Origin of the sequence: Caldimonas taiwanensis NBRC 104434 (genome assembly GCF_001592165.1) — a bacterium.
GTDB classification, from domain to species: domain Bacteria; phylum Pseudomonadota; class Gammaproteobacteria; order Burkholderiales; family Burkholderiaceae_C; genus Caldimonas; species Caldimonas manganoxidans.
This window is the reverse complement of record NZ_BCWK01000004.1, coordinates 58,239-77,321: the sequence shown is the minus strand read 5'-3', so window position 1 is coordinate 77,321 and position 19,083 is coordinate 58,239. Positions and strand designations below refer to the sequence as shown.

The window sequence follows — 19,083 nt, the reverse complement described above, 5'->3', positions numbered from 1 at the left end:
TCACTGCTCGAACTTGTAGTCCGTGCGGGCGGCCTTGCGCAGACTGTCGCGGAACTCGATCATTTTTTGCTGCTGCAAGCGCTGCTGGATCTGCGGCTTGACCTCCTCCAGCGGTGGGAACTGGACGTCTCGCACATCCTCCAGCTTGATGACGTGGTAGCCGAACTGCGACTTCACTGGCGCGTCGGTGACTTGGCCCTTGCTCAGCTTGACCATGGCTTGCGAGAACTCGGGCACATAGACGTTGGCCTCGGCCCAGTCGAGATCACCGCCGTTGACCGCCGAACCGGTATCTTTGGAATTCTTCTTGGCCAAGTCCTCGAAGCTTGCGCCCCCTTTGATCTGGGCGATCAGCCGTTTGGCGTCTTCTTCCTTGTCCACCAGGATATGCCGAGCACGGTATTCCTTTTCCTGGCCGGCTTGCGCTTTGAACTTGTCGTACTCGGCCTTGATTTCCGCATCCGTGACCGGGTTTTTCTTCTCGAAGTCTTGGAACAGCGCTTGGATCAACACGTTCTGGCGCACCAGCTCCATTTGGCGACGGTACTCGGGCGTGGCGGCCAAACCGCGGCGTTCGGCTTCTTGCGTGAAGATCTCATTGAGCACGACTTGGTCGCTGACCAGGCGTTCGAAGTTCGGGGGCAGGGTGCGGCCCGACGCATCGGCCTGGCGCTTGATTTGCTCGAGCAGCGCATCGACACGCGCCTTCGGTACGGCCTTGCCGTTGACGATGGCCACGTTTTGGGCCGTCGCCTCGGCCGGCAGCAGCGCCGCGCCCAGAGCCAGGCTCAGCACACCGATGGCGAAAACAGACTTCTTCATGCAGGAAACCTCGTGTTGGGAAGAAATGGGCGGACCACAGCCAAGTTCAGCACGTGGCCCAAACGGCATCATCACCGTCGGGAACCGACCTTAGACCTCGCCAGGGGCATGGGTTTGAAGCGCCAATGCGTGTATGCCCTGAGGGATCAACGGGGCGAGGGCATCATACACGAGGCGATGCCGAGCCACACGTGACAAACCGTGAAATCGCGCGCTCACGATGCGCACGCTGAAATGCCGGCCTTGGCTGGCGCCGGCATGACCCGCATGGAGATGGCTGTCATCTTGGACCGACAGGCTCAGCGGCTCCAGGGTTTCGCGCAGGCGATTCTCGATGTGTTGGGCACTGACAGGCATCTCAAGAGGCTTCTTCGTTTTTGAGGTGGCGGCTGAGGTAGATCGCTTGCACGATCAAAAACAACAGCATCAGACCCAGCGCGCCAAACACCTTGAAATTCACCCAGACCGACGTGGGAAAACTATAGGCCACGTACACGTTGAGCAAGCCCATGAGGCCGAAGAAGGCAATCCAGGCGAAGTTCAAGCGCTGCCACACCGAGGCGGGCAGTTCGATCTGGCCACCCATGAGCGCACGCAATAAATTGTGACGAAAGAGAGTGTGGCTGACCCACAAGCTGGCCCCCATGAACCAATAGAGCACGCTGGGTTTCCACTTGATGAAGGTGTCGTTGTGGAACCACAAGGTGGCCCCACCCAATACCAACACAAGCACCAGGCTGACCCACAGCATCGCATCGACACGCCGCCCTTGCGCCAGCATGAGGCCGATCTGCAGCGCCGAGGTCGCCATGACGACGGCCGTGGCCAGCAACACGGGGGCGGTTTGCGCCTCCACCGCCGTTCCCGCGCCCAGCGAGCCGAACCAGGCCGTGGCCAGGTCGACAGCCCGCTCGGGCTGCGATTGCGCCAGCTTGTAGCTGCCGAAAAACAGAATGAGCGGCAAAAAGTCGAGCAACAGTTTCATGGGGCGGTCGCCACCGAGGGCTCAGCCTCGACGAGGCAGAAAATCCAAGGCGGCGGAGTTGATGCAGTAGCGCTCGCCCGTCGGGGGTGGGCCGTCGTCGAACACATGGCCCAGATGGGCGCCGCAGCGCCGGCAGCGCACCTCCACACGCACCATGCCGTGGCTGTAGTCCATCACCCGCTCGATGCGTCCATCCTCGATGGCCTGGTAGTAGCTCGGCCAGCCGCAGCCGGCATCGAACTTGGTGCTGGAATCGAACAGCTCGGCTTGACAACAGATGCAGCGATACACGCCGTCGGCATCGTGCCGCCAATAGCGGCCAGTAAACGGCGGCTCGGTAGCGGCATGGCGGGTCACGCGGTAGGCCAGAGGGTCGAGCTGGGCCCGCCACTGCTCATCGGACTTGTGGATTTCGTAGTCGCTCATGATGAACAAGACACCTCGATGCTTTGCGCCCATTCGGGAGGCAAGGCCGCATATGCCTCATGCTCGGGCTGCTCGTCATAGGGACGCTGCAGCACGCGCAACAGGCGCCGCACCTCGTCATCGTCTCCGGCCTGGGCCTTGCGAATGGCGATCTCGGCCAGATGATTGCGCAAAATGTACTTCGGATTGACCCGGTCCATCGCAGCACGCCGCTCAGCGTCATGGCTGGATTCACGCAACAGCCGCTGCCGGTAGCGGCTGGCCCAGGCCTCGAAGGCCTGGCGGTCGGTGAAGAGTTCGCGCACCGGCCCGGCCCCGTCCGTGGCGTCCACTGAAAACCGTCCCAGCCGGCGCCAGGCCAGGGTATGGTCCACCCGGTCGCGGGCCAGCAGGCTCAGCCAGTCGTCGATGAGCTCGGCATCGCCTTCTTCCTGTGAGCGCAGACCGAGCTTGGCGCGCATCAGCCGCATCCAGGCCTGCGGATACACACTGCGAAAAGTCTCCAAGGCCGCCAGGGCCAGATCGGTGTCTTCGATCAGCGGCATCAAGGCTTGCGCCAGCGCATGCAGATTCCATAGCGCGATTTGCGGCTGACGGTGATAGCTATAGCGGCCTTGGGTGTCCGAATGATTGCAAATGTGGGCGGGGTCGTAGGCATCCAGGAAGCCGAAGGGGCCGTAATCGATCGTCAGGCCCAGGATCGACATGTTGTCCGTGTTGAGCACGCCGTGACAAAAGCCCACCGCCTGCCACTGGGCCACCAGCTCGGCCGTGCGGCGTACCACCGTCTCGAGCAAGGCGGCATAGGGGTGCGGCTGGTCTCGGCATTCGGGCAGGTGGTGGTCGATCACGAAATCGGCCAGGCGGCGCAGCGCCTGAGGCTGGCCGTGATGACAGAAGTGCTCGAAATGGCCAAATCGTACGAAGCTCGGAGCCAAGCGGGTGACGATCGCTGCGGTCTCCACGGTTTCGCGCAGCACGGGCAGCGGTGAGGCCACCAGGCACAGCGCCCGCGTGGTGGGCAGCCCCAGCGCGTGCATGGCTTCTGAACACAAAAACTCTCGTATCGACGAGCGCAACACCGCGCGGCCATCACCCATGCGAGAGTAGGGGGTTTTGCCGCTGCCTTTGAGCTGGACTTCCATGCTGCCATGGGGTGTGAGCAGCTCGCCCAGCCACACGGCGCGCCCATCGCCGAGCTGGCCGGCCCACACGCCGAATTGATGGCCGCTATAGACCGTGGCCAAGGCGTCCATGCCGGGCCACAGCGCATGGCCGCTGAAGACGGCCAGCGCCTCGGCGTTGGCCCACCAGTCCGTCGGCCAGCCCAAAGCCTGCGCTGCGGCGTCGCTGGTGGCCACCCAACGAGGCTCGGGCAGCCCTTGGGGCCGCACACGGGTGTAAAAGACCTCGTCCAAGGTGGCGTAGCGGTTGATCCAGCGCAGGCCGGCGGGCAGGCTCGACTCATGAGGAACGTCCATGCCGGCAGTGTAGCCAGCCGCTCAAGGCGGGGTTGGCCCCAGGGCCATACGCCGCTGTCGTGATGGCGACGGTTTCTCAGGGAAAACCGCAGGCACCGCAGTGCAGCACGATTCCTATCATCGAAATCGAACGACCGTTTCAACCTGGTTGCACGACCACCACCGAGCAAGGAGTTTCCGATGTCGCGCCTGATGGGCCAGATGATGCAGATGCCCTTGATGATCTCGTCGCTGTTGACGCATGCCGCGCGTCACAGCGCCGACACCGAGATCGTCTCCAAGCGGGTGGAAGGAGACATACACCGCTACACCTACCGCGATGCAGAACTGCGCGCGCGCAAGCTGGCTCAGGCCCTGGCGCGGCTGGGCTGCGAGATGGGCGACCGCATCGGCACACTCGCCTGGAATGGGTACCGTCACTTCGAGATCTATTACGGCACGTCCGGCTCCGGGCTGGTGTGTCACACCATCAATCCCAGGCTCTTTCCCGAGCAGATCGCTTGGATCATCAATGATGCGGAAGACCGCGTCCTGTGTTTCGACCTGAACTTCCTGCCACTGGTCGAGAAGCTGGCGCCGACGCTGCGGACGGTCCAGCATTTCGTGCTGATGACCGATCGCGCGCACATGCCGGCGCAGACGAGCCTGTCAGGGCTGCTGTGTTACGAAGAGCTGGTCGAAGCCGAAGATGGTCAATACACCTGGCCGCAGTTCGATGAGAACACGGCCTCGAGCATCTGTTACACGTCCGGCACGACCGGCCATCCCAAAGGGGCGGTCTACAGCCACCGCTCCACCGTGCTGCATGCGTATGCCTCGGCCTTGCCCGATGCCATGGGCTGCTCGGCCCAAGACGTGATCTTGCCGGTGGTGCCGATGTTCCATGTCAACGCCTGGGGCTTGCCGTATTCGGCGGCGCTCGTGGGCGCCAAGCTCGTCCTGCCGGGGCCGCATTTGGACGGCAAATCGCTGTACGAATTGTTCGAGACCGAAAAAGTCACCTTCAGCGCCGGTGTGCCCACGGTCTGGCTGGGGTTGATCACCCATGCCAAGCAACACAATCTGAAGTTCAGCACGTTCAAACGCACCGTGATCGGCGGTTCGGCCTGCCCGCCGTCGATGCTGCGCACGCTCGAAGACGACTTTGGCGTCAACGTCATCCATGCCTGGGGCATGACGGAATTGTCTCCGCTGGGCACCTTGTCCAAGCTCAAGGCCAAGCATTTGGATTTGCCGCTCGAAGCCCAGCGACGCATCCTGGAAAAGCAGGGCAAGGTGATTTATGGGATCGACATGCAGATCATCGGAGACGACGGTCAACCGCTGCCCTGGGACGGCAAGTCCTCGGGCAATCTGGTGGTGCGAGGCCCCTGGGTCATTCAAAGCTATTTCCGCCGCGATGAATCCCCCTTGCAAGATGGTTGGTTTCCCACCGGCGACGTGGCCACGATCGACCCTGATGGCTACATGCAAATCACCGACCGATCCAAGGACGTGATCAAGTCCGGCGGGGAATGGATCAGCTCGATCGAGTTGGAAAACATCGCCATGGCCCACCCCGCGGTTCATGAAGCCGCCGCCATTGCTTGCAAGCATCCGAAATGGGATGAACGCCCGCTGCTGGTGGTGGTTCGCAAGCCCGGAGCCTCGCTCACGCGCGAGGAGATGCTGGCCTTTTACGAAGGCAAGATCGCCAAATGGCAGATCCCGGATGACGTGGTGTTCGTCGATGAAATCCCACACACGGCCACCGGCAAGATCCAAAAGCTCAAGCTGCGTGAGCAGTTTGCCAACCATGTCTTGCCGACTTGATCCATGCCCCGAAAGGCGTCGTCTGTCGCCAGTGAGACAGTCGCTACGGGCATTCCCTGTACGAGTCTGAAACGAAGTTCTGTAGCCTCATGCTCATTCGCTGCCCAACAGCTCGAGGAGACCGTCGATGATCAACCGCCGCACCCATCTGAAACTCTCGATTCTGGCCGCGGCCGCGCTGTGCTGCGGGTCGGCCTTCGCCCAAAAGGGTGAGACCGTGAGAATCGCCTGGATCGATCCGCTGTCGGGCCTCATGGCCACAGTGGGTCAAAACCAGCTCAAGAGCTTCCAGTTCATGGCCGAGTATTTCAACCGCGGCAACCCGGTCGGTGTGAAGTTCGAGGTCATCGGCATCGACAACAAGCTCAGCCCACAGGAAAGCCTCAACGCACTCAAATCGGCCATCGACCAGGGTATCCGCTACATCGTGCAGGGCAACGGATCGGGCGCTGCCTTGGCCTTGTCCGATGCGGTCACCAAGCACAACGAGCGCAACCCGGGCAAGGAAGTCGTTTTCCTGAACTACGCGGCGGTCGACCCCGATCTGACCAATAGCAAATGCAGTTACTGGCACTTCCGCCTCGACGCTGACACGTCGATGAAGATGGAAGCCCTGACCACCTTCATGAAAGATCAGCCGGACATCAAGAATGTCTATCTGATCAACCAGAACTACGCGCATGGCCACCAAGTGGCGCGTTATGCCAAGGAAAATCTGGCCCGCAAGCGTCCGGACATCAAGATCGTCGGTGAAGACCTGCACCCGCTGGCTCAGGTGCGTGATTTCGCGCCCTACATTGCCAAGATCAAGGCCTCGGGGGCCGATTCCGTGATCACGGGCAACTGGGGCTCTGACCTGACCTTGTTGATCAAGGCGGCCAACGATGCCGGTCTGAATGCCAAGTTCTTCGTCTACTACGGTGGCGTCAGTGGCACGCCCACGGCCATGGGGGCCGCAGGCGAAGGCCGCGTCTACCAAGTGTCCTACAACCACTACAACATGGGGGGTGAAGTCGCCAAGATCCAAGAAGAATTCCGCAAGCGCTTCAACGACGACTGGTACACCGGCGCCACCTACCATGCCTTTGCGTTGCTCAGCAATGCGATGGCCAAGGCCAAATCGACCGATCCGGTCAAGGTGGCCGCTGCGATGAGCGGGTTGAAGTTCAAGAGCTTCAACGGCGAAGTCGAGATGCGGCGAGCCGACCATCAGCTCCAGCAGGGGCTGTACATCTCGCGTTGGCAGAAAGCCGATGCGAAGCACCCCTACAGCCCGGAAAACACCGGCTACACCTTCGTGCCGGTCAAGTACTTCGAACCCTATGTGTCCAGCACGCCCACGTCTTGCCAAATGAAGCGACCGTCCTGATCCGCCTCGAGGGCAGTCTCGTACTCCCGGGCCCGATGGCATCTTCCTGTCGGGCCCTTTTCTTTGATCATCGCGCCCCTGGGCGCTGACCATCGATGGACCTGCAGTTCCTCACGATCTCGATGCTGAACGGACTGAGCTATGGGCTCTTGCTGTTCATGCTCAGTTCGGGCCTGACGCTGATCTTCAGCATGATGGGCGTGCTCAACTTCGCCCATGCCAGCTTTTACATGCTGGGCGCCTACTTCGCCTACACGACCATGCAACTCGTGGGCTACTGGCCAGCCCTGGTGGTGGCTCCCGTGTTGGTGGGGGTGCTGGGCGCTTTGTTCGAAAGGTACTGCCTCAGGCGCGTGCACAAATTTGGCCATGTTCCAGAACTGCTGATCACTTTCGGGTTGAGTTATGTGATCCTCGAACTGGTGCAACTCGTGTGGGGGCGTTCGGCCGTGGACTACCGCGTGCCTGAGGCGCTGCAAGGGCCGTTGTTCACCATCGTGGGTTCCACGGCCGGTGCTTTGGACGTGGTCTGGGGTCTGGCCCCGCCTGAGATGTGTCGTGCGGTCGAGGAAGGCGTGCGCATCGTGTGCACCCAGTTCCCGAAATATCGGGGTTTCATGATGCTGGTGGCGGTGCTGATGCTGCTGGCGTTGTGGCTGCTGCTGACTCGGACCCGGGTGGGGCTGGTGATCCAGGCCGCACTGACGCATCCCGAGATGGTCGAAGCCCTCGGACACAACGTGCCCAGGGTGTTCATGCTCGTCTTCGGAGGGGGAGCGGCCTTGGCCGGGCTGGCCGGGGTGATCGGTGGCAATGCCTTCGTCACCGAGCCCGGCATGGCCTTCACCGTGGGGGCCATCATCTTCGTGGTCGTGGTGGTGGGGGGCATGGGGTCGCTGGCCGGCGCCTTCTTGGCCTCGCTGCTGATCGGCATCATTCAGACCTTCGCCGTGGCCATCGATTACTCCTTCATCAACTTCTTCGCAAAGTTTGGCTGGACCATCACCCCCGAGACCTTCGGCTATGCGGTGTTCAAACTGACGGTCTCGCAGGTGGCGCCGATCCTGCCGTATCTGCTGCTCGTGTTGATTCTGATCTTCCGTCCCAAGGGTCTCCTGGGCACCCGGGAGGGCTGACTCCATGCCAACGCAAACCCTCAACGCCCCGGGCGCAAGCATGGCCTTGGCCGACCGTCCGGTGTATCACTTCAAGCCCTACAACGTCGGCCGTTGGATCATCTGGACGCTGTATGCCCTGGTATTGCTGGTCAGTCCGCTGATCTTCACCAGCGGCCTGTCGATGACCATGCTCTCGCAAATGGGCATCGCCATCATCGCCTGTCTGGCCTACAACATGCTGCTGGGCCAAGGCGGCATGCTCAGCTTCGGACACGCGGTGTACTCCGGCCTGGGCTCCTTCTTGACCATCCACACGCTCAACATGATTTCCGCGGGCACGCTGGCTGGCTTTCCGGTCAGTCTGCTGCCTCTGGTCGGCGGGCTGTCGGGCTTGTTCTTCGCTGCACTCTTGGGTTGGGTCACCACGAAGAAGTCCGGCACGCCCTTTGCGATGATCACGCTGGGCGTCGGTGAGCTCGTGTGGTCCATGTCGCTGATGTTTCCCGAGTTCTTCGGGGGCGAAGGTGGCATCAGCGGCAACCGCGTCACGGGCGCCCAGCCGTTTGGCATCACCTTCGGGCCGCAGGTGCAGTTGTACTATCTGATCGCCGTCTACACCTTCGTGTGCACGGCTGCCATGTACGCCTTCACGCGCACGCCGTTGGGTCGCATGCTCAATGCGGTGCGCGACAACCCCGAGCGGGTGGAGTTCATCGGCTACAACACGCAGGTGGTGCGTTACCTGGCCTTCTGTGCATCAGGCTTTTTCGCTGGCATCGCCGGAGGCTTGGGGGCGCTGAACTTCGAGATCGTCACCGCCGAGGTGGTGGGCGCGGCACGATCGGGCGCGTATCTGTTGTTCGTGTTCCTGGGCGGCGCCACCTTCTTCTTCGGGCCGATCATCGGCGCGATCCTGATGGTGGTGGCTTTCGTGCTGCTGTCGGAGATGACCGCTGCCTGGTTGCTCTATCTGGGGTTGATTTTCCTGTTCATGGTGATGTATGCCCCCGGAGGGATTGCCAGTCTCATCATGATGAATTTGCGCGTGGCCGCCTTCGGCAAGCTGCGACGCCTGTGGACGGCCTACTTGGCCTTGGGCGGCACGGCAGCCGTTGCCATCACGGGGGCGGCTGCCATGATCGAAATGGTCTACCACATGCAGCTCAACGTGGCGCTGGGCCCTGAGCTGAAGTTCATGGGCGCAACGCTCAACGCGCACAGCTTCGACAGTTGGTTTGGCGCGGTCTTCGTGCTGGTGACTGGCGTTTCCTTGTTCGAGCTGGCGCGTCGGGCCTTCGTCCGACAGTGGAACCAGATCCAGGAGGAAATCGAGTTGGAAATCCGTCGTCGGGAGGCCCTATGAGCTTCGCGGTCGAACTCAGGGACGTGCGCAAGAGCTTTGGCAAAACCGAGATCATCCGTGGTGCCAGCCTGCAAGTCAAAGCAGGCGAGCGTGTGGCCATCATCGGACCGAACGGGGCGGGCAAGTCCACACTGTTCAATCTCATCAGTGGGCGTTTCGCCCCGACCAGTGGCGAGATCTTGCTCAATGGCGAACGTGTCGATGGGCTCAAGCCCTACGAGATCAATCGGCGAGGGCTATCGCGCAGTTTCCAGGTGTCCAACCTGTTCCATCGTCTGACGGTGTTCGAGAACGTGCGCTGTGCGGTGCTGTGGTCTTTGGGGTATCGGTATGCGTTCTGGAAGTTTCTGGCTGACCTGGACGATGCCAACGAGCGCACCGAAGAAGTGCTCGAAATGATCAAGCTCGATCGCAAACGCGACACACAAGTGATGAATCTCACCTATGCCGAGCAACGAGCCTTGGAGATCGGCTTGACGATCGCTGGCGGCAGCAATGTCATTTTGCTGGACGAGCCCACCGCGGGCATGAGCAAGTCCGAAACCAAGCGCTTCGTTCAGCTGATTCGCGAGGTGACCGAGGGCAAGACCTTGCTGACGGTGGAGCACGACATGGGCGTGGTTTTCGGCTTGGCCGACAAGATCGCGGTGTTGGTCTATGGCGAGGTCATCGCCTATGACGAGCCGGATGCGGTGCGTGCCAACCAGCGCGTCCAGGAAGCCTATTTGGGGTCGGTGCTGGCCGAGCAGCAGGCCGCCGCCGCCACTGCAGGAGCCTGAAGTCATGCTGCACATCGAGAATCTGCATGCCTTCTATGGCAAAAGCCATGTGCTGCACGGGGTGCACATGGAGGTCAAGCCCGGCGAAATCGTGAGCCTGCTCGGCCGCAACGGCTCGGGACGTTCCACCACCGTCAAGACGGTGATGGGCCTGGTCGATGGGCAGGGGTCCATCAAGTGGAAAGGCGAAGAGATCCTCGGCCTTCATGCCTTCGACATCGCTCACCGTGGCATTGGCTACGTGCCCGAGAACCGCGACATCTTTCCCAAGCTCACGGTGCATCAAAACCTGATGCTCGGGCAGAAGAAGCAGGGCCAATCGGGGCGCTGGAGCTTCGATGACATGTACCAGCTTTTCCCGCGCCTGAAGGAACGCCAGCACACCGAGGCCGGCGTGCTCTCCGGCGGAGAGCAACAGATGCTCACCTTGTGCCGCACGCTCATGGGGGATCCCGAGCTCATCATGATCGACGAGCCCACCGAGGGTTTGGCCCCCAAGATCGTCGAACAGGTGGCCGAGTATCTGAACGAGCTCAAACGCCGTGGCGTCAGTGTGTTGCTGGTGGAACAAAAACTCACCATTGCGCTGGAAATCTCCACCCGTTGCTACGTCATGGGTCACGGCCGCATCGTCTTCGAAGGCACGCCTGACGACCTGCGCAGCAACGCCTATATTCGCAAGGAGTGGCTGGAGGTGTAGCGCCCTCGGCCGCCGGCAGCGCCGTGACGGCACATTCGTCCTGTTCTGTCACGCCGGCGACAAAGTGCCGGCGTTCTTGTTTTTTACACTCGAACGATCGTTCTATTGACTCCCGTTTCCATCGCAAAAGGGGCCTACCGATGAGTGCCAGTTATGAGCTTCACGGCGACATTGCCGTCATCACCCTGAACAACCCGCCGGTCAATGGGCTGGGCTACGACACTCGCAAAGGCATCACCGATGGGCTGCAGCAAGCCCAGGACGATCCGGCGGTGCGCGCCGTCGTGATCACCGGCGCGGGCAAGGCCTTCAGTGGGGGGGCCGACATCCGTGAGTTCGGCTCACCCAAGGCCGTGCAAGAACCCAACCTCCTCAGCGTGATCAAAATGGTCGAAAACTGCGACAAGCCCGTCGTGGCGGCCATTCACAGCGTCTGCATGGGCGGGGGGCTGGAATTGGCTTTGGGCTGCCACTACCGTGTGGTGGCCCCGGGCACCCAGGTGGCCTTGCCCGAGGTCAAAATCGGTCTGGTGCCCGGCGCCGGCGGCACGCAGCGTCTGCCGCGTGTGATCGGCGTCGAAAATGCCCTGAACATGATCGTCAGCGGCGATGCCGTCAAGAGCGAGGTGCTCGCCGGCATCCCTGGCCAGAAGCTCTTCGACCGGGTGATCGAGGGCGACCTGATGGCTGGAGCCTTGGCCTTTGCCCGGGAAGTGGCCGACCGACGCCCCTTGCCACGGGTGCGCGATTTGAAGGCTGAGCATCCGCAAGGCGCGGGCTATTTCCAATTCGCACGCAACACGGTCAAAGCCACGGCCCGGAATTTTCCGGCTCCGGTCAAGTGCGTCGATTGCGTCGAGGCGGCCACCACCAAGCGCTTCGACGAGGGCTTGGCCTTCGAGCGCGAGCAGTTCCTCAATTTGATGCTCACGCCCGAGTGTGCCGCGCTGCGCCATGCCTTCTTCGCCGAGCGGGCGGCCAGCAAGATCCCCGATGTGCCAGAGGACACCCCTACGCGCGAGATCCGCAAAGTGGCCGTGATCGGCGCCGGCACGATGGGCAGCGGCATCAGCATGAACTTCCTCAACGCCGGCATTCCGGTGGTCATCCTCGAGATGAAGCAAGAGGCGCTGGACCGTGGCGTGGGCGTGATGCGCCAGAACTACGAGTCGCAGGTCAAGAAGGGCAAGCTCACGCAAGACAAGTACGAACAGCGCATGGCGCTGCTGACCACCACGCTGAACTATGACGACATCCGGGACGCGGACCTCGTCATCGAGGCCGTGTTCGAAGACATCGGCGTCAAGGAGCAGGTGTTCAGAAAGCTCGACGAGGTGATGAAACCCGGTGCGATTCTTGCGTCCAACACCTCGACGCTGGACCTCAACAAGATCGCTTCGTTCACGCGGCGTCCTGCCGATGTGATTGGCATGCACTTCTTCAGCCCGGCCAATGTGATGAAGCTGCTGGAAGTGGTTCGCGGCGAAAAGACCGGCAAAGATGTGCTGGCCACCGTGATGAAGCTGGCCAAAGTGATCAAGAAGACGGCGGTCGTCTCCGGTGTGTGCGACGGCTTCATCGGCAACCGCATGATCGAGCAGTACAGCCGTCAGGCAGGCTTTTTGTTGGAAGAAGGCTGCACGCCCGAGCAGGTGGACAAGGCCATCGAGCGCTTCGGCTTTGCGATGGGGCCCTTCCGCATGGGTGATTTGGCCGGCAACGACATCGGTTGGTACATCCGCAAGCGCCGCTATGTCGAAAAGCCGCACATGCGCTACAGCAAGACGGCCGACCTGCTGTGCGAAATGGGCCGCTTCGGACAGAAGACCGGAGCCGGCTGGTACGACTACAAGCCGGGTAAGCGCGACGCCATTCCATCTCCGGTGGTTCTGGAGATGATCGAGAAGCACCGTGCCGAGTTGGGCATCACCCCGCGCAAGATCAGCGACGAGGAAATCGTCGAGCGGCTGGTTTACGCCTTGGTCAATGAGGGCGCGCGCATTCTCGAGGAAGGCATCGCCCTGAGGGCGTCGGACATCGACATGGTTTACTTGACCGGCTATGGCTTCCCGCTGTTCCGCGGCGGCCCGATGCGCTATGCGGACACCGTGGGTCTGTTCAATGTGGTGCAGTCCATGAAGCGCTTTGCCAAGAACCCTCACGACGATGCGCAGTTCTGGCAGCCCGCGCCGCTGCTGGCGCGCCTGGCCGCCGAAGGCAAGACCTTCAACTGAGACAGCCTGCCTCCTTACAAGTCATTCGAGGAATTGCCATGACCGATGCAGTGATCGTTTCCACCGCACGCACGCCGCTGGCCAAGAGCTGGAAAGGCGCCTTCAACATGACCCACGGCGCGACCCTGGGCGGCCACGTGGTCAAGGCCGCCGTCGAGCGTGCCGGCATCGAACCGGCCGAAGTCGATGACGTGCTGATGGGCTGTGCCACGCCCGAGGGGGCCACTGGCAGCAACATCGCCCGCCAGATCGCGCTGCGCGCGGGGCTGCCGGTGACCACCAGCGGCGTGACCATCAATCGCTTTTGCTCCAGCGGCCTGCAGACCATTGCCATGGCGGCGCAACGCATCATCGCCGGTGAAGGGGACATTTACGTGGCCGGTGGCGTCGAGAGCATCTCTTGCGTGCAGAACGAAGCCAACACGCACATGCTGCGTGAGAACTGGCTGATGCAGCACAAGCCCGAAATCTACTGGAGCATGCTGCAGACGGCCGAGCAGGTGGCCAAGCGGTACAACATTCCGCGTGAGCGAATGGACGAGTACGGAGCCGCCAGCCAACAGAAGGCTTGTGCGGCCCAAGAAGCGGGCAAGTTCCGCGATGAAATCGTGCCCATCACCGTGACCGCCGGGGTGGCCGATCCCGTGATGGGCTTGCGCACCAAGGAAGTCACTGTCAGTGTCGATGAAGGGCTGCGGCCGGGCACCACTTACGAGGCGGTGGCCGGGATCCGTCCGGCCTTGCCCGGGGGCGTCATCGCTGCGGGCAATGCCAGCCAGTTTTCCGACGGCGCGGGGGCTTGCGTGGTGATGAATGCCAAACTGGCCGAGCAGCGCGGTCTCAAACCCCTAGGGCGCTTCTTGGGCTTTGCGGTGGCTGGCTGCGAGCCCGATGAAATGGGCATTGGCCCGGTGTTTGCCGTGCCCAAGGTGCTCAAGCGCCTGGGCCTGAAGATGGACGACATCGATTTGTGGGAACTGAACGAAGCGTTTGCCGTCCAGGTGTTGTACTGCGCGGACACTCTGGGCATTCCCATGGATCGCTTGAATGTCAACGGGGGTGCCATTGCTTTGGGCCATCCTTATGGCATGAGTGGCCAACGTCTGACCGGCCATGCCTTGATCGAAGGCAAGCGTCGTGGGGCCAAGCGGGTGTGCGTGACCATGTGCATCGGCGGTGGCATGGGCGCTGCCGGTGTGTTCGAAGTGCTTTGAGTCCGCATGGAAGGGGCCGCGATGAGCTTGCGAGCCACGCTCGACTTCTTACTCTATGACTGGCTCGATGTGGTCGCATTGACCCGTCGGAAGCGGTTTGCCGACCACGGTCGGGAGACCTTCGATTCGGTGCTCGACACCTGCGAGCGCATCGCCCGCGAAAAGTTCGCCCCGTTCAATCGGCTGGCTGACCTCGAAGAGCCCCATTTCGACGGTCAGCAGGTGCATTTGCCACGCGCCACCCATGAGGCCGCACGGGCCTATGTCGAGTCGGGCATGCTGGCTGCCGCCCAAGACTACGAGATCGGCGGCATGCAGCTGCCCTGCGTGGTGGAGATGGCGGCCAACAGTTTTTTTTCGATGGCCAGCGTCTCTTTGGGAGCCTATGCCATGCTCACCAGCGGCAATGCCAGCCTGCTGATGGCGCATGGCACCCCGATGCAGAAGGCCGTCTTTGCGCGCAACGAGTTTGCTGGCCGCTGGTTTGGCACCATGTGTCTGAGCGAGCCCCAAGCTGGCTCCAGCTTGTCCGACATTGCCACCCGTGCGCAACCCGACGGTGCGGACTTTCAGGCCGATCCGCTGGGACCGCGCTATCGACTCCGGGGCCACAAGATGTGGATCTCGGGGGGCGACCACGAGATCACCGAGAACATCATCCATCTGGTGTTGGCCAAAATCCCTGGCCCCGATGGCAAGCTCATTCCGGGTGTCAAGGGCATCTCGCTGTTCATCGTGCCCAAGCGTTTGGTCGATACCGAAGGACGCCTCACCGGCGAACGCAACGACGTGGCGCTGGCCGGCTTGAACCACAAATGCGGCTATCGGGGCACCACCAACACCCTGCTCAACTTCGGCGAAGGGCGCTTTCCCGTGCGCGGCGGCCCAGGGGCGATCGGCTACCTCGTGGGTGAGCCGGGGCGGGGCTTGGCGTGCATGTTCCACATGATGAACGAAGCCCGCATCGGCGTGGGCCTGGGCGCCACGATGCTTGGTTATGCCGGATTTCTCGCGTCCTTGGACTATGCGCGCCAGCGCCCGCAAGGCCGTCCGGTGGGGCCGGCTGGCAAGGACCCGTCCTCGCCGCCGGTGCCCATCATCGAGCATGCCGATGTGAAGCGCATGCTGTTGGCGCAGAAGGCCTATTGCGAAGGCGCGCTGGCCCTGGAGCTGTATTGCGCCCGCTTGGTCGATGAGCAGTACACGGGGGAAGATGAGGCCGCCCAAGAGGCGAGGTTGCTGTTGGAAGTGCTCACGCCCATCGCCAAGAGCTGGCCCAGCCAGTGGTGCCTGGAGGCCAACAGCCTGGCCATGCAGGTCCTCGGGGGCTACGGCTACACGCGTGACTTCCCGGTGGAGCAGTATTGGCGCGACAACCGGCTGAACATGATTCACGAAGGCACGCACGGCATCCAAGCCTTGGATCTACTGGGTCGCAAAGTGCTGATGGAGGACGGACGCGGACTGCAACTGCTGGCCCAGCGCATCGAGGCCAGCATCGCGCTTGCTGCCGCTCAGCCGGCCGTGGCGCCGCTGGCGTCATCGCTGGCTCGGGCGCTGCAAGAGTTGGTCGAGGCCACACGCAAGGCCTGGGCCGGGGCTCAGCCCGACGAAGCACTGGCCAATGCCACGCCCTACCTGCAGGCCTTTGGACACGTGGTGCTGGCTTGGATGTGGCTCGAGCTCGCTCACCGCGCCTGGGCTTGCCGCGACCGGTTGCCGCCGGAGTTCGTCGAGGGCAAGCTGGCAGCGGCGCGGTATTTCTTCCGCTACGAGCTGCCGTGCATCGATGCGTGGCTGAGCGTGGTCGCCCACCGAGACCGTACCTGTTTGGACTTGTCGCCGCAGGCTTTGTGATGCGTGTGCAGTGGATCGACGCGGCCGCCTGGCTGCTCATCTATGGGGGGTTACTGGCCGCCGTGTGGGGTGGGTTCGTTGCCGCCCGTGCCCAGACGCTCGGGCTTGGGTTTATGCTGGTAGGGGCGGCATGCACAGCCGCCGGCGTGGTGCTGGTGATCGTGCGTGCCCGCATGGAAGGCCCCTCCCGGGAGAACGAACCATGATCCGACACATCGTCATGTGGCGACTGCGCGATCCGGCCGATGCTGCGAAGTTCAAGGACTTGCTGGATTCTTGTAAGTCGGTCGTGCCTGGCATCTTGGAGTGGGAGGTGGGCATCCGCTCCCCCGGGCTGGAGGCCTCGATGGATGTGGTGCTCGTCTCGGGCTTTGCCGACCCGGCGGCGTTGCAGGCCTACCAAAATCATCCGCATCACAAGGCCATCGCGTCGCAGCTGGCCTCACTGCGCCTGGATCGCGTGGTGCTCGATTACCCCAGCCAGGCGCCGGGGTTGGCCGACGTGGACCTCGCGCAAGACTTGTCTTTCGCTCCCACCGCACCGGGCTCCCTGTGAAACCCAGTGCGCCTGTCCCTGATCCGTCGTTGAACCCTTTATCCACCATGAGCGTATCCTCTCTTTTCGACCTCAGCGGCCGCGTGGCCCTCGTCACCGGCGGCTCGCGCGGATTGGGCCTGCAGATCGCCGAGGCGCTCGGCGAGGCCGGCGCCAAGATCATGCTAAGCGCCCGCAAGGCGCCTGAGCTGGAAGAAGCCGTCGCCCATCTGCAAGACCGTGGCATCGATGCGCGCTGGATCGCCGCCGACGGCGCCAAGGAAGCCGACATCCAGCGCCTGGTCGATGAGACCTTGCAGCGGCTCGGTCCGGTCGATGTCCTGGTCAACAATGCCGGCGCGACATGGGGGGCTCCGGCCGAGGACCACCCGATCGAGGCTTGGGACAAGGTGATGAACCTCAACATTCGCGGTGTCTTTTTGCTGACCCAGGCCATTGGCAAACGTTGCATGATCCCGCGCCGTCAGGGCCGCATCATCAACATTGCCTCGATCGCCGGTCTGGGCGGGCAGCTGCCCACGGTGATGAGTACGATTGCCTACAACACCAGCAAAGGGGCCGTGATCAATTTCACCCGGGCGTTGGCTTGCGAATGGGGACGCTATGGCATCACGGTCAATGCCATCGCGCCGGGCTTCTTCCCCAGCAAGATGACGCGGGGCGTACTCGAGACGGTGGGCGCCGATACGCTGGCGGCACATGCGCCGTTGCAACGCCTGGGTGACGACGAAGACCTCAAAGGAGCTGCGCTGCTGTTTGCCACGCGGGCTGGCAAGCACATCACGGGGCAGATTCTCGCGGTGGACGGCGGTGTCAGTGCACTGACGGGCGGTTGAATCGCGTCATGCAGTTTCCCGTCCACATTCCCTTCGTCCAAGCCCTGGGCTTCGAACTCGTGCGCATGGCCGAGGGGCAGGCCGAGATCCTTTATGCCTTGCGCGAGGACCATTGCAACTCCTTTGGCGTGGCCCATGGTGGTGCCGTGATGACGTTGTTGGACGTGGTCATGGCCCATGCGGCACGCAGCGTCAACGACCCTGCGGCCCACTATGGTCCCGGTGTGGTGACCCTGGAGATGAAAACCAGCTTCATGCGTCCTGGCCAGGGCCGTCTGCGGGCCGTGGGCAGCTTGCTGCACCGCACGGCCACCCTGGCTTTTTGCGAAGGCCGCGTCTATCGTGAAGACGGAACGCTGGCCGCGCAGGCCACCGGGACTTTCAAATATGTGAGAGCCTTGCCCACCGGCGCACGCGAGGTCGCACCTTTGCAGCGGCGCCTCGATGGCGACGGCTCCGACTGAATGCTCAGCCCGAGGAATTCGCCATGATTGTCAATCGTCAAATCCTGCTGGTGTCGCGCCCTCAGGGCGAGCCCAGCATCGACAACTTCCGCCTCGTCGAGTCTTCCCTGCCCAGCCCCGACCAACTCGCAGAAGGACAGGTGCTGGTCCGGCACCACTATCTGTCGCTGGATCCCTACATGCGTGGGCGCATGAGCGAGGGCAAGAGCTATGCCCAACCGCAGCCGTTGAACGAGGTGATGATCGGTGGCACTGTCGGCGAGGTGCTGGCCTCGCGTCACCCGCAGTATGCCCCCGGTGACAAGGTCGTCGGCATGGGCGGCTGGCAGGAGTATGCGCTCGTCGATGCCACACGGCCCGGCGTGCTGCGCAAGGTCGATACCACCCACATCCCGCTGTCGGCCTATCTGGGCGCCGTGGGCATGCCTGGGGTCACTGCCTGGTACGGACTGATGAAGATCTGTGAGCCCCGTCCCGGGCAAACCATCACCGTCAGTGCGGCCAGCGGCGCCGTGGGCAGCGTCGTGGGCCAATTGGCCAAAAGCCGGGGCTGCCGCGTGGTTGGCTTTGCCGGCGGTCCCGACAAATGTCGCTACGTGGTGGACGAACTGGGTTTCGACGCCTGCATCGATTACCGACAGCATCCCACTGTGGAGTCTCTGCACGCGGCCTTGCGCAGCGCCACGCCTGACGGCATCGATGGGCACTTCGAAAATGTCGGCGGCTCGGTGCTCGATGCGGTGCTGCTGCAAATGAATGCCTTCGGCCGCATTGCGGTGTGCGGCATGATCGCCGGCTACAACGGCGATCCCATCCCGTTGCAGCACCCGCAGATGATCCTCGTCTCGCGGCTGCGTGTGGAAGGCTTCATCGTCAGCGAGCACATGGACGTCTGGCCCGAGGCCCTGAAGGAGCTTGGTGCGCTGGTGGCCAGCGGCCGACTCAAGTATCGTGAAAGCATCGCCCATGGACTGGAAAGCGCTCCCGAGGCTTTCATCGGTCTGCTCAAAGGGCGCAACTTCGGCAAGCAACTGGTGCGGCTCCTCTGAGCAAGGAGAAGCATCCTC

Annotated in this window: 19 protein-coding genes; 14 read left to right on the top strand and 5 right to left on the bottom strand. The window is 62.5% G+C overall.

Features of this window, described 5'->3' with window-relative positions; translation table 11 throughout:
- The 5 genes from CTA01S_RS04890 to CTA01S_RS04870 form a co-directional block, all read right to left on the bottom strand.
- Complete coding sequence (locus CTA01S_RS04890) at nucleotides 1-822, bottom strand: peptidylprolyl isomerase (protein WP_062192809.1); 822 nt, start codon at nucleotides 820-822, stop codon at nucleotides 1-3.
- A gap of 90 nt (nucleotides 823-912) precedes the next feature.
- Entirely contained in the window at nucleotides 913-1,179 is a 267-nt protein-coding gene (locus tag CTA01S_RS04885; protein WP_019560782.1) for a BolA family protein, read from the bottom strand.
- Nucleotide 1,180: 1 nt separating this feature from the next.
- Nucleotides 1,181-1,807, bottom strand: a complete 627-nt coding sequence (locus tag CTA01S_RS04880; protein ID WP_062192805.1) for a septation protein A — start codon at nucleotides 1,805-1,807, stop codon at nucleotides 1,181-1,183.
- Nucleotides 1,808-1,828: 21 nt separating this feature from the next.
- Complete coding sequence (gene msrB, locus CTA01S_RS04875; protein WP_019560780.1) at nucleotides 1,829-2,233, bottom strand: peptide-methionine (R)-S-oxide reductase MsrB; 405 nt, start codon at nucleotides 2,231-2,233, stop codon at nucleotides 1,829-1,831.
- Nucleotides 2,230-3,714: a protein adenylyltransferase SelO gene (locus CTA01S_RS04870; protein ID WP_062192800.1), complete on the bottom strand. Its 1,485-nt coding sequence runs from the start codon at nucleotides 3,712-3,714 to the stop codon at nucleotides 2,230-2,232. Before CTA01S_RS04870 ends, msrB begins: the two co-directional genes overlap by 4 nt.
- Before the next feature lie 180 nt (nucleotides 3,715-3,894).
- Between CTA01S_RS04870 and CTA01S_RS04865 the strand changes: the two genes are divergently transcribed.
- The 14 genes from CTA01S_RS04865 (at nucleotide 3,895) to CTA01S_RS04800 (ending at nucleotide 19,065) form a co-directional block, all read left to right on the top strand.
- Complete coding sequence (locus CTA01S_RS04865) at nucleotides 3,895-5,526, top strand: 3-(methylthio)propionyl-CoA ligase (RefSeq protein ID WP_062192797.1); 1,632 nt, start codon at nucleotides 3,895-3,897, stop codon at nucleotides 5,524-5,526.
- A gap of 127 nt (nucleotides 5,527-5,653) precedes the next feature.
- Nucleotides 5,654-6,895 carry a branched-chain amino acid ABC transporter substrate-binding protein gene (locus CTA01S_RS04860; RefSeq protein WP_157451299.1) on the top strand — a complete coding sequence of 414 codons (1,242 nt, stop codon included), beginning with the start codon at nucleotides 5,654-5,656 and terminating at the stop codon, nucleotides 6,893-6,895.
- A 95-nt stretch (nucleotides 6,896-6,990) separates the two neighbouring features.
- Complete coding sequence (locus tag CTA01S_RS04855) at nucleotides 6,991-8,031, top strand: branched-chain amino acid ABC transporter permease (protein ID WP_019560776.1); 1,041 nt, start codon at nucleotides 6,991-6,993, stop codon at nucleotides 8,029-8,031.
- A gap of 4 nt (nucleotides 8,032-8,035) precedes the next feature.
- A complete protein-coding gene (locus CTA01S_RS04850) occupies nucleotides 8,036-9,376 on the top strand; it encodes a branched-chain amino acid ABC transporter permease (RefSeq protein ID WP_371326080.1) in 1,341 nt (446 codons plus the stop codon).
- A complete protein-coding gene (locus CTA01S_RS04845; RefSeq protein ID WP_062192788.1) occupies nucleotides 9,373-10,155 on the top strand; it encodes an ABC transporter ATP-binding protein in 783 nt (260 codons plus the stop codon). The genes CTA01S_RS04850 and CTA01S_RS04845 overlap by 4 nt, the downstream gene beginning before the upstream one ends.
- Before the next feature lie 4 nt (nucleotides 10,156-10,159).
- Entirely contained in the window at nucleotides 10,160-10,855 is a 696-nt protein-coding gene (locus CTA01S_RS04840) for an ABC transporter ATP-binding protein (RefSeq protein ID WP_019560773.1), read from the top strand.
- 140 nt (nucleotides 10,856-10,995) lie between these two features.
- A complete protein-coding gene (locus tag CTA01S_RS04835; RefSeq protein WP_019560772.1) occupies nucleotides 10,996-13,089 on the top strand; it encodes a 3-hydroxyacyl-CoA dehydrogenase NAD-binding domain-containing protein in 2,094 nt (697 codons plus the stop codon).
- Nucleotides 13,090-13,127: 38 nt separating this feature from the next.
- Nucleotides 13,128-14,303: an acetyl-CoA C-acyltransferase gene (locus tag CTA01S_RS04830; RefSeq protein ID WP_062192785.1), complete on the top strand. Its 1,176-nt coding sequence runs from the start codon at nucleotides 13,128-13,130 to the stop codon at nucleotides 14,301-14,303.
- A 21-nt stretch (nucleotides 14,304-14,324) separates the two neighbouring features.
- Nucleotides 14,325-16,160, top strand: a complete 1,836-nt coding sequence (locus tag CTA01S_RS04825; protein ID WP_062193101.1) for an acyl-CoA dehydrogenase — start codon at nucleotides 14,325-14,327, stop codon at nucleotides 16,158-16,160.
- On the top strand, nucleotides 16,160-16,366 hold the full coding sequence (locus CTA01S_RS04820) for a hypothetical protein (protein WP_019560769.1): 207 nt from the start codon (nucleotides 16,160-16,162) through the stop codon (nucleotides 16,364-16,366). The genes CTA01S_RS04825 and CTA01S_RS04820 overlap by 1 nt, the downstream gene beginning before the upstream one ends.
- Nucleotides 16,363-16,716, top strand: a complete 354-nt coding sequence (locus CTA01S_RS04815) for a Dabb family protein (RefSeq protein ID WP_019560768.1) — start codon at nucleotides 16,363-16,365, stop codon at nucleotides 16,714-16,716. Before CTA01S_RS04820 ends, CTA01S_RS04815 begins: the two co-directional genes overlap by 4 nt.
- 47 nt (nucleotides 16,717-16,763) lie before the next feature.
- Nucleotides 16,764-17,552 (top strand): SDR family oxidoreductase, encoded by a 789-nt coding sequence (locus tag CTA01S_RS04810; RefSeq protein WP_019560767.1) that lies wholly within the window; start codon nucleotides 16,764-16,766, stop codon nucleotides 17,550-17,552.
- Nucleotides 17,553-17,560: 8 nt separating this feature from the next.
- On the top strand, nucleotides 17,561-18,016 hold the full coding sequence (locus CTA01S_RS04805; RefSeq protein ID WP_019560766.1) for a PaaI family thioesterase: 456 nt from the start codon (nucleotides 17,561-17,563) through the stop codon (nucleotides 18,014-18,016).
- A 23-nt stretch (nucleotides 18,017-18,039) separates the two neighbouring features.
- Nucleotides 18,040-19,065 carry an NADP-dependent oxidoreductase gene (locus tag CTA01S_RS04800; protein WP_019560765.1) on the top strand — a complete coding sequence of 342 codons (1,026 nt, stop codon included), beginning with the start codon at nucleotides 18,040-18,042 and terminating at the stop codon, nucleotides 19,063-19,065.
- Nucleotides 19,066-19,083: the final 18 nt, after the last annotated feature.